We start from the raw sequence: 12,214 nt of genomic DNA on the forward strand, positions 1-12,214 counted from the left end.
GTTTGATTTCATCATCCAAATGCATCGCGACATTTGCAAGGGGAAGCTTTCCCCACTATATGCCGCGCCATGACCACGAACCCGCCAAATCTGCGCCCCGACCTGGCGCCCACCGCCCGGATGCCTGAGACCTCCCGTTCAAACCAGCCAACCATTGGCATGGTGTCGTTGGGATGCCCGAAAGCGCTGGTTGATAGTGAGCGTATCCTGACCCGTCTGAGGGCCGAAGGGTACGGCATCTCACCCGACTATTCAGGGGCCGATGCCGTGATCGTGAACACCTGCGGGTTTCTGGACAGTGCCAAGGCCGAGTCCCTGGATGCGATTGGCGAAGCACTGGTTGAAAACGGCAAAGTGATCGTCACCGGCTGCCTTGGGGCGGAACCGGATTATATCCGCGAACATCACCCGCGCATTATGGCAGTCACCGGACCCCATCAATACGAACAGGTTCTGGATGCGGTACATTCGGCGGTTCCGCCGGACCCGGACCCGTTCGTCGACCTGCTACCTGCCAGCAGCGTGCAACTAACCCCGCGCCACTACAGCTATTTGAAAATTTCGGAAGGCTGTAACCACAAATGCAAGTTCTGCATCATCCCCGACATGCGTGGGAAGCTGGCCAGCCGTCCGGCCCATGCGGTGCTGCGCGAGGCAGAAAAACTAGTCGATAACGGTGTGCGCGAGTTGCTGGTGATCTCGCAGGATACCTCGGCCTATGGTTTGGATCGGAAATACGATGTGAATCCTTGGAAAGGTCGCGAGGTCCGCAGCCATATCACCGATCTGGCGCGTGAGTTGGGAGAGCTCGATGCCTGGGTGCGCCTGCACTATGTCTACCCCTATCCGCATGTACGCGAGTTGATCCCGTTGATGGCGGATGCCGGGTGCAACGTGCTGCCTTACCTGGATATCCCGTTCCAACACGCGCACCCGGATGTTCTGAAACGCATGGCGCGCCCTGCGGCAGCCGCAAAAACCCTGGATGAAATCCGGGCCTGGCGCGCCATATGCCCTGACATAACCCTGCGCTCGACATTTATCGTTGGCTACCCGGGCGAGACAGAGGCCGAGTTTCAAACGTTGCTGGACTGGATGGATGAGGCGCAGCTAGATCGCGTTGGCTGTTTTCAATACGAAAACGTCGCTGGCGCACGCTCGAACGACCTGCCGGATCATGTTCCCGACGAAATCAAACAAAACCGGTGGGAGCGCTTTATGGAGAAAGCACAGGCGATTTCCGAGGCGAAGCTTCAGGCCAAGGTCGGGCAAACGATCCAGGTGATCGTAGACGAAGTGGATGCCGAGGCTGCCACCTGCCGCACCAAAGCGGATGCACCAGAGATTGATGGGAACCTGTTCATTGACGAGAGGTTCGAAGACCTTAAACCAGGCGACATTGTCCAGGTAACGGTTGACGAAGCCGGTGAATATGACCTGTGGGGAAAGATCAGCTGAGCAGCGTCATTCGTGACCGGGCCGCTCGTATGTCCATGTTCAGCACAAAACAAAAAACCGCCTGTCAGGCGGCTTCATTCGCTTGGGGGACAGGCGGCCCAGACCGGACCGCCTGCAGAAAGCTTATTGTGTAACCGGATTACAGACGGTCTCACCTGCTTCGGTTGTCGCCAGGTCATACCCGCCCGGGCAGCTTGGTGTGCCAGCCTTGTCATAGCTTGGCTGAACGTAGACAGGCGTAGGTTCTTCCTGCTGCGCGCAGGCAGTCAGGATCAGTGCGAAGGCGCCAACAGCAGCGAGTTTCAGTTTCATGTCCGTCTTTCCTCTATTACTTTTCTGATATTGCCCAGTTTTTCGGGGCCATCATCAGGATAAAGTCAGAAAAACACTCTGGCAACAGAATCGATCACGAACCGGTGACCGGCAGCGAACCTATGCCTGTGGAACCGCTTATCTGCAAGCGATTTGCATTTGCTCTACCCTTTCTGAGGCATTGCCTTACTCTTTCAGGTGACATTAGCCAATAACGGAGTAGCCACATGTCAGACGCACCAATCATTGCCAAAAAGGAACCCGTTCCCATCGATGTTGTCGAGGGCAAGACCTATTTCTGGTGCGCGTGCGGCCGATCAGCGAAGCAGCCATTTTGCGATGGATCGCACAAGGGTACGGACTTTGAACCCCTGAAATACACGGCTGAATCCAACAAAAAGGTGTTCTTCTGCTGCTGCAAGCACAGCCAGAAAGCACCTTTGTGCGATGGATCACATTCGAAGATTTGACCGTTGGCGCAAGGCAGCAAGCTGATCGGCATTTGCACAGAACTCGGGCGCCGACGTTGTGAGGCCCCGGTTTTTAGCCAACCAGATCGCGCATTCCTTGCTGCAACCCGCTGCCCTGCAACGCGTCACCAATGCCGCATATCCTTCGGCGGAAAGTCGCCCTTCGGCCATCACTTCGGTGAAAGAAATACCCATTGAACGCGCTACAGAACGTGTCAACCAGAAGTGCTTTTCAATCTGGCCCAGCATTTGACGGGGCATCAGGCGTCTTCCATCTGCGCGCGTTTCAGCGCCGCAAATCGTGCTCGATTTGGACATCTGTTGGGGGCGGCTGCAGCGACTTCGCGCTCGTTCAGCCATTCAGGGCATTGCTTTGCCCACATACAACCACGGCAACACCGGATCATCTCGGCCCAGTCTTCCTGACTGAGATGACCTGTGCGATGCGCGGTAACGAGATCGGTGCCGGTCGCCTGCCCCATCCGCAGGACCAGACGGAGGTGGGTCATGATATCTCCGAGCAGTGGCATCAGATCACCGTAGTTAGCGTCTTAGCTTGTGCAGCAAATCTTGGTTGCGGCAATATTCCGGCGCACGATCCAGCGCATCGGCATGCTGCAACAGGTGTTGGCAGTGTTTCGGGTTCGGGCAATCGGCACACCGAACAACAGCATCCGAAATCTGATCAATCGATATCCTGCCTTCGATCGCTGTTTCCTGCAGGTCAATATCCAGCATCCGCGCCATGTCGTCGACCAATCCGGCGTGCAATCGCAAAGTCTCTCGGCTGGGCATGTCCTGTCCTTTCCCTGTCGCGCCATGAGGGAAAGGTATCTGCTGGCCAAAGTAAAACCTTGATTCAGGTCAAGCAGAGGCCGCGATATGGTTAAAATAGGCGCGCGTTGCATCTTGAACACGCCGAAAACGATCACCGCCCAGCTTTTTCCCGCCGTACCAACGGGTGACGATGATCACGTGATTCTGCAGCTCTTCGCGCTCCATCATCCGTAGGATGACCATGCCCGCGCCGCTTTCCCCGTCATCGGCTTTGAGTGACCCCGTCGGTAGGGTCGCGGCCCAGATATTGTGAGTGGCTTTGGCGTAGGACTTATCACGTTTCAACGCGGTCAGTACCGCATCGACCTGTGCACGTGACGATACCGCCGCACCTGACACCGCGTATTTTGATCCGCGATCCGTCAGGATCACACCCAGCCGCACCAGTTCGGTCACGGCGACAGGCCCAGTTTGCGAGAGGTTTCCAGAACGATCTGAACCCGCTCGGCATTCGGCGGGTGAGTTCCCAGAAAGCTGTCTCCGGGATCTGGGATGCGATCAAAGTACTTTGCGCCAACCAACGGGTTGTAACCAGCGTTGAAGGTTATGATCGTTCCCAGTTGGTCTGCTTCAAGCTCAAAGTCCTGCACATAGGCCTGCACCCCGACCTTCGCCCCCAGCTTCTGCGCCCGCTCCACAGCGGCGTCCCCCTTACCTCGTATACGTTCCGCCTCACCAAATTTCGCAGCACCTATGCTGGCGTTCTTACTTTGTCGGGCAATGTGGTTCAGCACGTGGTGCGCCGCTTCATGTCCCATCACGAAGGCCAGTTCATCAGTGTTCCGGGTCGATTCGATCATTGAACGTGTAAAGATGATGGCAGGCTGCTTCTGATCATCCAAAGTCTGAAATGCATTTGGTGGGGCAGACGGATTCAAATCGACAAAAATGCCGAAATCACAATTCTCTGCGCTGGCGGACCGCTTGCATTGCGTACGCGCCTCCTGACCAACTTCTCGACTCACGGTCCGAAAGGCCGCAGCACTAGCAGCCTCGTCGGGCTTCAGCCCGCGCCAATCCTCAGCAGGAACCAAACGCAACTCGCCTGTTGAGCACGCCGCAAGAAACACGGCCGACATAAGCAGAGCAAAGCGATGCATGGATTGTTCCTTTTGCCAATCAGGCTTTCAGCCCAACATAGTCATACCTGGCGGTCAGTACCACTGCGGTTTCGATCAGTTGCGGGTTGCATTGAGAGGCTCTGGACTGCACTCTGACATCATGTTTTCGATTGAGCATGAATTCGACTCGACCGTCATTACTCTGGTGGATGAAGGCCCCAAGCCTTTGCAAGAGGATGTGGTCATCAACAGTTTCGCCGAATGTGTGACTCTGGAACAACTGGACCCCCGGACCGAGCAAATTCAGAAGATTACCCTGTCGCCCGAACAGGTGCGTGATCTGGCGGCGGCCCTGGATTTGCCCGAAGGTGTTTATCAGATCCGAGAAACACTGGATCAGCGTGAATAAACCCTCGAACCAATCTGCCCAGCCCTAAAAACCCGCGCCGCGTTCAGGCGGCGCAGCCGGTTTTTTGTGCGCTATTCCACTTGCACAGCACAGGTTGAGGTGAAATTGATCCGCCAAATACATAAGCACGCCCTTGAAACGCCAGCCACAGCGCCCAAGATAGGCAGAGCTGATGTAAAGGAAGTTAACATATGTCCCTGAAAAACCCTGCTGCTTTGGAGTTTTTGTTGTCGCGCCGGTCTCGGCCTGCAAAGACGCTGGTCGCTCCGGCCCCGACGCGGGATCAGCTAGTGCCTTTGCTGACCGCCGCTGCGCGCAGCCCGGATCATGGTAAGCTGGAGCCCTGGCGCTTTATCGTGATCGAAAATGGCGCGATGGCTCGTCTGGCGGAGTTGACCGAGACATGTGGCCAGTCGCTTGGGAAAACCCCGGAAGACATTGCCAAGGCCCGCAGTCAGTTTGACTTTGGACATCTGGCCGTCGCTGTTGTCGAGGTTCAAAAACCTTCGGAAAAAATCCCGGCGATTGAACAGACCTATTCTGCCGGGGCTGTTTGCCTTGCCTTGCTGAACGCCGCATTGGCCGCGGGCTGGGGTGCGAACTGGTTGTCTGGCTGGCAATCTCATGACCCCGCATTCTGTAAAGCAGCGTTCGGGTTGGCCGGTAACGAACGTCTGGCCGGGCTGATCCATATCGCCACCGAAGGGGCCATCCCGCCTGAACGCCCTCGCCCTGACATTGATGCACTGACCGACTGGGTTTCTGAATGATCATCCTCAACGCGTTTTTTGCAGCGCTCGGTCAGATTGGCGACCCCAAGTTCCGGTCGGTTTTGCTGCGTGGGATCGGCCTGACGATCCTTTTGCTCTTTCTTGCCTGTGCGGGCGCGATCTGGTTCATCAATTCCTTATCCGGCAGTGAAATCTCGCTGCCTTTTGTCGGCGAGGTGTCTTGGCTGAACGATGTGCTCAACTACTCGGGCATCTTTTTAGTGATGATATTGCCCGTATTCCTGATGGTGCCCGTGGCCTCGGCCATCACCTCGATCTTTCTGGAGGAGGTGGCGCAAGCGGTTGAAGACAAGCACTATACCCACCTGCCGCCCGTCCCTCGCATCCCGTTCAGCGAAGCGGTGATGGACGGTCTCAGCTTTATGGGTGTGTTGATTCTGGCAAACCTTCTGGCGCTGATCCTCTATGCCATGTTCCCCCCATTCGCGCCTTTCATCTTCTGGGCAATGAACGGCTTCCTGCTAGGGCGCGAGTACTTTACCTTGGCAGCCATGCGCCGGTTGGGGCGCGACGGGGCGCGTCAGTTGCGTGCGAAGCATGCCTCCACGATCTGGCTTGCAGGTACACTCATGGCTATCCCGCTCTCGGTCCCGCTGGTGAATTTGGTGATCCCAATTATCGGGGCCGCGACGTTCACCCACATCTATCACGCTGTGTCGGCCCGCACAGCCTAACGCCAATCAGCGGGGTTCCAGCTGGTTCAGCCAGTCGAAATCCCGCACCGAAATCCATCCGGACAGGATGATCCCTGCGATGATCGCCCACAGAACGAACGTGATACCGGTCGTGATCCACATCTTTTTCTTCATGTAGTGCACTTCTGGCGCGCCCGCATGGGTGCCCGGTACGATATCGCCCAGATCGCCCTGCGTTTTTATGCGAATGGGAAGTACTACAAGCAGCGTCAAAAACCAGATGACTGCAAACAGCACCAGCGCAGCGGTGATGGTCATTTCGGGCCCTCCGGGCTTTGCGTTATACCTGCTCTAGCTCGACCAGGCAGCCGTTGAAATCCTTGGGATGCAAGAACAAAACGGGTTTGCCATGCGCGCCAGTTTTTGGCTCGCCACTGCCCAACACACGCGCACCGGTTTCTTTCAGGTGATCGCGGGCGGCGATGATATCTTCGACCTCATAGCACACATGGTGAATGCCCCCTGAGGGGTTTTTTTCGAGGAACCCGTTGATCGGACTATCATCGCCCAGCGGATACAGAAGTTCGATTTTGGTATTGGGCAGCTCGATGAACACAACCGTGACACCATGATCCGGCTCATCCTGCGGTGCACCCACCTTAGCGCCCAGCGCAGCACGGTACTGCTCGGATGCAGCTTCTAGGTCGGGTACGGCGATGGCGACGTGGTTCAGGCGTCCGATCATATTAGTCTCCTATGGCTTGAGTTACATGGGTTATGGGGGTAGCCCCCGCAAAGAACAAGTGCGCCAAATCGCCCGTTAACCCTGTGTTAGCCAGAAGTTCCTAGCGTAAACCATCTGTTGGATAGGAGAGCTGACATGGACGATTCGGTCCCCTTCGCCACAACCATCGCCGCGCCCACGGCAACGCGGCCGCTGCTGGGACAAACCATTTTGGTCGTCGAAGACAGTCGCTACGCCTGCGATGCCATTCGTTTGATGTGCCTGCACAGCGGGGCAAGGATCAGGCGCGCAGACTGTCTGAAATCCGCTCGCCGTCATCTGCAGATCTATCGCCCGTCTGTCATTCTGGTCGATATGGGATTGCCGGACGGCTCGGGCGCAGATTTGATCGCTGAACTCAGCGCGGCCTCCCCACGGATCAGCGTGATTCTGGGCATGTCAGGCGATGATGGAAATCAGGCTGTAGCTCAGAGCGTCGGGGCGGATGGCTTCCTGCCCAAGCCTTTAAAATCCATGTCTTATTTTCAGAAATCTATCCTCGAATGCCTGCCCGAGGATCGACGCCCCAGTGGCCTGCATTCGGTCCGGGATGAAGTGATCCAGCCCGACCCCCTAGCTTATCAAGATGACATGGCCCATATCGCAGATGTTCTGGCCGGACCCACCGATCCACGCACCTTGGATTATGCCGCCCAGTTTCTGCAGGGCGTTGCGCGTGAGGCCGAAGATACTGTCCTTGCAGAAGCCGCGCGCAAGCTTGCCCATTCGCGCGTTCAAGGCACCCCGATCACTGCACTGGCTGCGCAGGTTGCGGGCCTTGTTCAAAGCCGCCTGGAACAGAGAGAGGCAATCTGAAATGGCAACCGCGTATTTTATCACCGCATCATTGCTGTTTGTCTGGATGTACCGCCACACCCGCCAAACCGCCCGTTCCATTCGCGTCAACCGAGAACGGTTGGAAAAGCTCGTCGACTAGCAGTGGGTTTCCGAAGTGTTTTACCCGCTCGCGCACTACTCCCCCGCTATGCGCGGAGGGAGGGATCGCAAATTGAGGGGCCTTTCAGCCGCAAATCGACCGATGTTTCGCGCTTCACCAGCTCGTGAGCAAAGTCTGGCCACGGTGATCTAATCCTGCGGAATGATCCGCAGACCCAGTTCCATCAACTGATCAGAGCTCGGATCAGAGGGGGCATCCATCATCAGGTCTTCTGCGCGTTGGTTCATCGGGAACATCATGACCTCACGGATATTGGCCTCATCGGCCAGCAGCATCACGATCCGGTCGATACCCGCTGCGCAGCCCCCGTGCGGCGGCGCACCATAGTGGAACGCGTTGAACAACGCGCCAAAGCGGGATTTGACTTCTTCCTCGCCATAACCCGCTAGCTCAAAGGCTTTCAGCATGATTTCCGGCTTGTGGTTCCGGATCGCGCCCGAGACCAGCTCATAGCCGTTACAGGCCAGATCGTACTGATAGCCGCGCACGTCCAGGGGATTGCCGTTCAGCGCCTCCATACCGCCCTGCGGCATCGAGAACGGGTTATGTTCAAAGTCGATGGCGCCGGTTTCCTCGTCCTGTTCATAGATCGGGAAATCCACAATCCAGGCAAAGGCAAAACGGTCATTTTCCGTCAGGTTCAGTTCTTCGCCGATGACATCGCGCGCCTTGCCAGCGACCTTCTCAAAGGCTTTCGGCTTGCCCCCCAGGAAGAACGCCGCGTCGCCGACGCCTAGACCCAGCTGCTGACGGATCGCCTCGGTCCGCTCGGGGCCGATGTTTTTGGCCAGCGGGCCAGCGGCCTCCATCCCTTCGCCCTGATCCCGCCAGAAGATGTAACCCATCCCCGGCAGACCCTCTTTCTGGGCAAAGGCGTTCATGCGGTCACAGAACTTGCGGCTACCCCCGGTCGGCGCTGGGATGGCGCGGATTTCGGTGCCTTCCTGCTCCAGCAGCTTTGCGAAAATCGCGAAGCCAGACCCGCGGAAGTGGTCGGAGACCACTTGCATTTTAATAGGGTTCCGCAGGTCGGGCTTGTCGCTGCCATACCACAGGGCCGCATCCTTGTAGGAAATCTGCGGCCAGTCCTGATCGACCTTACGGCCACCGCCGAACTCTTCAAACACGCCGGTCAGAACGGGCTGGATCGTGTCGAACACGTCCTGCTGCTCGACAAAGGACATCTCAAGGTCAAGCTGGTAGAAATCGGTGGGTGACCGGTCCGCGCGCGGGTCTTCGTCCCGGAAGCATGGTGCAATCTGGAAGTACTTGTCGAAACCCGACACCATGATCAGCTGTTTGAACTGCTGAGGCGCCTGAGGAAGCGCGTAGAATTTGCCGGGGTGCAGACGCGAGGGCACCAGAAAGTCGCGCGCGCCTTCGGGGGACGAGGCCGTGATGATCGGCGTCTGATATTCACGGAAGCCCTGATCCCACATGCGGCGACGCATCGAGGCCACAACGTCCGAGCGCAGGGTCATGTTCTGCTGCATCGCCTCACGGCGCAGGTCCAGATAACGATAGCGCAGGCGAGTTTCCTCGGGGTATTCCTGATCGCCGAACACCATCAACGGCAATTCGTCGGCAGCACCAAGAACCTCCAGCTCACGCACATAAACCTCGATCTCGCCTGTCGGCAATTTCGGGTTAATGAGATCAGCGTCGCGGGCTTTGACAGTGCCGTCGATGCGGATGCACCACTCGGACCGTACCTTTTCCAGTTCAGCAAATGCCGCACTATCGCCGTCGCACAAAACCTGGGTCACACCGAAATGGTCGCGCAGGTCGATGAACAGTACGCCGCCGTGATCTCGGACACGATGCACCCAACCGGACAGGCGGACGGTTTCACCAACATTGGCGGCGGTCAGAGCGGCGCAGGTGTGGCTGCGATAGGCGTGCATCGATCATATCCCTTCGGGCGCAGAATTCGTCGCGCCGATACACCCCGTCAGGCCCGGAAAGTCAAGGCAGGTCGCCCCGTCAAAACGGCCTTTGCACGTTGCCTGAATAGAAATACACACCCAGACCCACGGCAAAGATGATATTCCCCGCAATCGCGTGCAGCAAAACCGCGTAGAAGAACGAACCGCGCTTGCGATAGGCCCAGCTAAAGAACAGCCCACCAACAAAGGTCATGATGGCTACAATCCAGCTCCAATACATCAGATGCGCGAAGGAAAAGATGGCTGCGTTCAGCAAGTCGGCCCGGCGCCCTTCGGGTAGCAAGGCGTGATACCGGCGGAAGAATAGCGGCCGAAACAGCAACTCCTGTGGTAATGCAGACAGCAACGGATAGCCAACCCAGATGAAGGCCAGCAACTCGGGCCGGTACCGTAGAAGCGCAAAAGCCGCGTCCGGGCGTGTGACATAGATCAGCGCGATACAGAACGCAGCGGTCGCCCCTGCAAACAGCGCCAGTTCACGCAGCGACCAGTTCGCCCAGCCGTATCTTAGTTCGGCCCAGCGAAACCCCGGTGTCGCGTGCAGCAGAAGGATACCCAGACCGATGAAGGCGAATAGCGCCGGAAACATCCAGTTGGGCGGCAGGAAAACCGCGATGGCCAAAGGGGCTACGATGAAAAACAGGCAAAACTCAAACCTTAAGCGCGTCAGCGCGACCGGAGGGGTTGTTAATGCCGCGCTCCTATTCACAAGCTCACCAACTCAGCCGGGATCAGACCGCGCAGGGAATTCCCCATGTAAACCGCTTTCGCATCCTTCAAGTCGTTCAACGTCAGCACTGCCTCAGCATAATCCTGTTCCAGCAACTCTTCGCGCAAGATACCGGGCAACAACCCGCTCGATAGTTTCGGAGTTAAGTGACGACCGTCGCGTGTTTCAAGGAACAGATTGGTGATTGACCCCTCGCACAGCTCGCCCCGCTCGTTCAGGAACAACAACTCATCGACAGCTCTGGGCATCGACGCGCGCGCAGTATCATAGATCACACGACGGGTTGTTTTGTGGCGGAGCCAGATGTCATCGGAACTCAACTTGGTGTCAGAGACGGCAAGTCGCCAGAGTGAGGGATTGTCCGCCAGGGGGGCGGCTGTCAGATCGAACTGGCCAGCGACATCCATCGTTAGCCTGCACCGAAGGGCGACATCACACTCCACCTCGGACAACATCCCCCGCGCCGCCTCACGGTCGAAAGGCAAGGCCAGAGCCGATGCTGTTTGGCTCATACGGTTCAGGTGCCGATCCTCCCGCTTGAACCCTTGCCCGGGCTGAAAGCCCAGCGTTTCGATCAGGCGGAAATCAGGTTCAACTGGTGGACAAAGCGGGCTTTCCATAATGCCTCCTCGTATTCCGATGGGGCTGTGCTGTCCCAGACCACGCCGCCGCCGACATTCAGGGTCGCTTTGCCACCCTCCGCCATAAGCGTACGGATGGCGACGTTGAACTCGGACCGGCCATCCGGCGCGGCCCAGCCAATTGTGCCGCAATAGATGTCGCGCGGCCAAGGCTCCAACTCAGACAAAATCTCCATCGCGCGGATTTTGGGGGCACCGGTGATAGACCCACACGGGAACAGAGCCGTCAGGATGTCCGACAGCCCAGCACCAATCTGCAATTTTGCCCGCACCAGCGAAACCATCTGGTGCACGGTCGCGTAGGTTTCGACTTTGAACAGCTCAGGCACATGAACCGACCCCGGCAGGGCAACCCGGCTGATATCGTTGCGCAGCAGATCAACGATCATCAAGTTCTCGGCCCGATTTTTTTCGTCGCTGGACAAGAAGTTTCGGCGGCGGGCGTCCTCGGCCATATCCTCGCTACGTGGCTGTGTGCCTTTCATCGGACGCGTTTCGATCTGCCCAGCCTCATCTGTACGGAAAAACAACTCGGGCGAGCGGCTGAGCAGATCGGGCAATCCGTCTTGCTGAACCAACGCCCCGTGTCCGACCGGCTGGCCCGAGGTCAGCGCCGCATAAAGCGAGGCGCTGTCGCCGTCGATTTCCAGTTCAATCGGGAATGTCAGATTGGCCTGATAAATATCGCCCGCGCCGATTGCGTCATGCACGGATTTGAACGCCCGGCTGTATCGCGCCTCGTCCCAACGCGGCTGAAACTTTGATATACCGCCCGAGGCTTTGGGCAATTCGCTTTGCTTTGGCGGGTCATAGACACCAAAACACAGCAAAGGCAGCTTTCGCCCCTCTGGTAGACGCGCAGCCAGACGGGGCTCAAGCGTGCAGCCAAGCTCATAGCTGGCATAGCCGGCCAGCCACCCACCAGATGCGCGCGCCTCATCCAAAGCCGCCAGCGCATGCGGCACCTGATCCGCCCTGTCGGCGCGGATGATGTGGGATGGCCGGTCAAACCGGGTTCCCGGACCGGCAGGGCCCTGATCGAAACGAATACGCAAGTGCATCCTCATCAACAGTGCTGCGCGATATAGAGAATACGCCGCCAATGGAAAGAGAATAAAGCGGCAATTTGGCCTCGATTTCCGATACCTCTTGCACCTTTTGGCGCGAACCCTATAACGCAGG

At 57.6% G+C, this 12,214-nt stretch carries 18 protein-coding genes; 6 read left to right on the plus strand and 12 right to left on the minus strand.

Annotation, left to right across the window (positions count from 1 at the left end; all coding sequences use genetic code 11):
* Positions 1-69 precede the first annotated feature (69 nt).
* Positions 70-1,458, plus strand: coding sequence for a 30S ribosomal protein S12 methylthiotransferase RimO (gene rimO / locus ACR0EL_RS09560; protein WP_480499615.1), 1,389 nt, complete (start codon positions 70-72; stop codon positions 1,456-1,458).
* Positions 1,459-1,581: 123 nt separating this feature from the next.
* Here the strand turns inward: rimO and ACR0EL_RS09565 are convergent, their stop codons facing one another.
* Positions 1,582-1,770 (minus strand): hypothetical protein, encoded by a 189-nt coding sequence (locus ACR0EL_RS09565; RefSeq protein WP_170536329.1) that lies wholly within the window; start codon positions 1,768-1,770, stop codon positions 1,582-1,584.
* 227 nt (positions 1,771-1,997) lie between these two features.
* On the opposite strand from ACR0EL_RS09565, the gene ACR0EL_RS09570 reads away from it, so the two are divergent.
* The gene (locus ACR0EL_RS09570; protein WP_480499616.1) at positions 1,998-2,240 is read left to right on the plus strand and encodes a CDGSH iron-sulfur domain-containing protein; all 243 of its coding nucleotides are present in this window, start codon (positions 1,998-2,000) and stop codon (positions 2,238-2,240) included.
* Here the strand turns inward: ACR0EL_RS09570 and ACR0EL_RS09575 are convergent.
* The 5 genes from ACR0EL_RS09575 to ACR0EL_RS09595 all read right to left on the minus strand — a co-directional run bounded on the left by ACR0EL_RS09575 (position 2,223) and on the right by ACR0EL_RS09595 (position 4,177).
* On the minus strand, positions 2,223-2,501 hold the full coding sequence (locus ACR0EL_RS09575) for a DUF6455 family protein (protein WP_480499617.1): 279 nt from the start codon (positions 2,499-2,501) through the stop codon (positions 2,223-2,225). The two genes, ACR0EL_RS09570 and ACR0EL_RS09575, sit on opposite strands and share 18 nt — an antisense overlap.
* Positions 2,501-2,749 (minus strand): DUF6455 family protein, encoded by a 249-nt coding sequence (locus ACR0EL_RS09580; protein ID WP_353010505.1) that lies wholly within the window; start codon positions 2,747-2,749, stop codon positions 2,501-2,503. The genes ACR0EL_RS09575 and ACR0EL_RS09580 overlap by 1 nt, the downstream gene beginning before the upstream one ends.
* Positions 2,750-2,783: 34 nt before the next feature.
* Positions 2,784-3,035: a DUF6455 family protein gene (locus tag ACR0EL_RS09585; RefSeq protein ID WP_480499619.1), complete on the minus strand. Its 252-nt coding sequence runs from the start codon at positions 3,033-3,035 to the stop codon at positions 2,784-2,786.
* Positions 3,036-3,104: 69 nt separating this feature from the next.
* Positions 3,105-3,473, minus strand: coding sequence for a YigZ family protein (locus tag ACR0EL_RS09590; RefSeq protein WP_480499620.1), 369 nt, complete (start codon positions 3,471-3,473; stop codon positions 3,105-3,107).
* Positions 3,470-4,177, minus strand: a complete 708-nt coding sequence (locus ACR0EL_RS09595) for a M48 family metallopeptidase (RefSeq protein ID WP_480499621.1) — start codon at positions 4,175-4,177, stop codon at positions 3,470-3,472. The genes ACR0EL_RS09590 and ACR0EL_RS09595 overlap by 4 nt, the downstream gene beginning before the upstream one ends.
* 121 nt (positions 4,178-4,298) lie before the next feature.
* On the opposite strand from ACR0EL_RS09595, the gene ACR0EL_RS09600 reads away from it, so the two are divergent.
* The 3 genes from ACR0EL_RS09600 (at position 4,299) to ACR0EL_RS09610 (ending at position 6,012) form a co-directional block, all read left to right on the plus strand.
* Positions 4,299-4,547: a hypothetical protein gene (locus ACR0EL_RS09600; protein WP_480499623.1), complete on the plus strand. Its 249-nt coding sequence runs from the start codon at positions 4,299-4,301 to the stop codon at positions 4,545-4,547.
* 191 nt (positions 4,548-4,738) lie between these two features.
* Positions 4,739-5,317 (plus strand): nitroreductase family protein, encoded by a 579-nt coding sequence (locus tag ACR0EL_RS09605; protein ID WP_480499624.1) that lies wholly within the window; start codon positions 4,739-4,741, stop codon positions 5,315-5,317.
* Positions 5,314-6,012: an EI24 domain-containing protein gene (locus tag ACR0EL_RS09610; protein WP_353010493.1), complete on the plus strand. Its 699-nt coding sequence runs from the start codon at positions 5,314-5,316 to the stop codon at positions 6,010-6,012. The genes ACR0EL_RS09605 and ACR0EL_RS09610 overlap by 4 nt, the downstream gene beginning before the upstream one ends.
* A gap of 6 nt (positions 6,013-6,018) precedes the next feature.
* Here the strand turns inward: ACR0EL_RS09610 and ACR0EL_RS09615 are convergent, their stop codons facing one another.
* Together ACR0EL_RS09615 and mce are read right to left on the minus strand one after the other, a co-directional pair.
* Positions 6,019-6,291: a DUF1467 family protein gene (locus ACR0EL_RS09615; protein WP_170536310.1), complete on the minus strand. Its 273-nt coding sequence runs from the start codon at positions 6,289-6,291 to the stop codon at positions 6,019-6,021.
* Between the two features lie 22 nt (positions 6,292-6,313).
* On the minus strand, positions 6,314-6,718 hold the full coding sequence (gene mce, locus ACR0EL_RS09620; RefSeq protein WP_480499625.1) for a methylmalonyl-CoA epimerase: 405 nt from the start codon (positions 6,716-6,718) through the stop codon (positions 6,314-6,316).
* 135 nt (positions 6,719-6,853) lie between these two features.
* Between mce and ACR0EL_RS09625 the strand changes: the two genes are divergently transcribed.
* Entirely contained in the window at positions 6,854-7,573 is a 720-nt protein-coding gene (locus ACR0EL_RS09625) for a response regulator (protein ID WP_480499626.1), read from the plus strand.
* Between the two features lie 270 nt (positions 7,574-7,843).
* Here the strand turns inward: ACR0EL_RS09625 and aspS are convergent, their stop codons facing one another.
* The 4 genes from aspS to ACR0EL_RS09645 form a co-directional block, all read right to left on the minus strand.
* On the minus strand, positions 7,844-9,619 hold the full coding sequence (gene aspS, locus ACR0EL_RS09630; protein WP_480499627.1) for an aspartate--tRNA ligase: 1,776 nt from the start codon (positions 9,617-9,619) through the stop codon (positions 7,844-7,846).
* A gap of 79 nt (positions 9,620-9,698) precedes the next feature.
* The gene (locus ACR0EL_RS09635) at positions 9,699-10,370 is read right to left on the minus strand and encodes a CPBP family intramembrane glutamic endopeptidase (protein ID WP_480499628.1); all 672 of its coding nucleotides are present in this window, start codon (positions 10,368-10,370) and stop codon (positions 9,699-9,701) included.
* Entirely contained in the window at positions 10,367-11,011 is a 645-nt protein-coding gene (locus ACR0EL_RS09640; RefSeq protein WP_480499629.1) for an aminotransferase class IV family protein, read from the minus strand. Before ACR0EL_RS09640 ends, ACR0EL_RS09635 begins: the two co-directional genes overlap by 4 nt.
* Complete coding sequence (locus ACR0EL_RS09645) at positions 10,966-12,093, minus strand: aminodeoxychorismate synthase component I (protein ID WP_480499739.1); 1,128 nt, start codon at positions 12,091-12,093, stop codon at positions 10,966-10,968. Before ACR0EL_RS09645 ends, ACR0EL_RS09640 begins: the two co-directional genes overlap by 46 nt.
* Positions 12,094-12,214 lie beyond the last annotated feature (121 nt).

Source organism: Ruegeria sp. AH12, from assembly GCF_056541465.1.

Excerpts from the sequence above, each read along its gene's own strand:
- rimO (WP_480499615.1), top strand. The coding sequence starts at position 70 with ATGACCACGAACCCGCCAAATCTGCGCCCCGACCTGGCGCCCACCGCC.
- ACR0EL_RS09565 (WP_170536329.1), bottom strand. The coding sequence starts at position 1,770 with ATGAAACTGAAACTCGCTGCTGTTGGCGCCTTCGCACTGATCCTGACT.
- ACR0EL_RS09570 (WP_480499616.1), top strand. The coding sequence starts at position 1,998 with ATGTCAGACGCACCAATCATTGCCAAAAAGGAACCCGTTCCCATCGAT.
- ACR0EL_RS09575 (WP_480499617.1), bottom strand. The coding sequence starts at position 2,501 with ATGCCCCGTCAAATGCTGGGCCAGATTGAAAAGCACTTCTGGTTGACA.
- ACR0EL_RS09580 (WP_353010505.1), bottom strand. The coding sequence starts at position 2,749 with ATGACCCACCTCCGTCTGGTCCTGCGGATGGGGCAGGCGACCGGCACC.
- ACR0EL_RS09585 (WP_480499619.1), bottom strand. The coding sequence starts at position 3,035 with ATGCCCAGCCGAGAGACTTTGCGATTGCACGCCGGATTGGTCGACGAC.
- ACR0EL_RS09595 (WP_480499621.1), bottom strand. The coding sequence starts at position 4,177 with ATGCATCGCTTTGCTCTGCTTATGTCGGCCGTGTTTCTTGCGGCGTGC.
- ACR0EL_RS09600 (WP_480499623.1), top strand. The coding sequence starts at position 4,299 with ATGTTTTCGATTGAGCATGAATTCGACTCGACCGTCATTACTCTGGTG.
- ACR0EL_RS09605 (WP_480499624.1), top strand. The coding sequence starts at position 4,739 with ATGTCCCTGAAAAACCCTGCTGCTTTGGAGTTTTTGTTGTCGCGCCGG.
- ACR0EL_RS09610 (WP_353010493.1), top strand. The coding sequence starts at position 5,314 with ATGATCATCCTCAACGCGTTTTTTGCAGCGCTCGGTCAGATTGGCGAC.
- ACR0EL_RS09615 (WP_170536310.1), bottom strand. The coding sequence starts at position 6,291 with ATGACCATCACCGCTGCGCTGGTGCTGTTTGCAGTCATCTGGTTTTTG.
- mce (WP_480499625.1), bottom strand. The coding sequence starts at position 6,718 with ATGATCGGACGCCTGAACCACGTCGCCATCGCCGTACCCGACCTAGAA.
- ACR0EL_RS09625 (WP_480499626.1), top strand. The coding sequence starts at position 6,854 with ATGGACGATTCGGTCCCCTTCGCCACAACCATCGCCGCGCCCACGGCA.
- aspS (WP_480499627.1), bottom strand. The coding sequence starts at position 9,619 with ATGCACGCCTATCGCAGCCACACCTGCGCCGCTCTGACCGCCGCCAAT.
- ACR0EL_RS09640 (WP_480499629.1), bottom strand. The coding sequence starts at position 11,011 with ATGGAAAGCCCGCTTTGTCCACCAGTTGAACCTGATTTCCGCCTGATC.
- ACR0EL_RS09645 (WP_480499739.1), bottom strand. The coding sequence starts at position 12,093 with ATGCACTTGCGTATTCGTTTCGATCAGGGCCCTGCCGGTCCGGGAACC.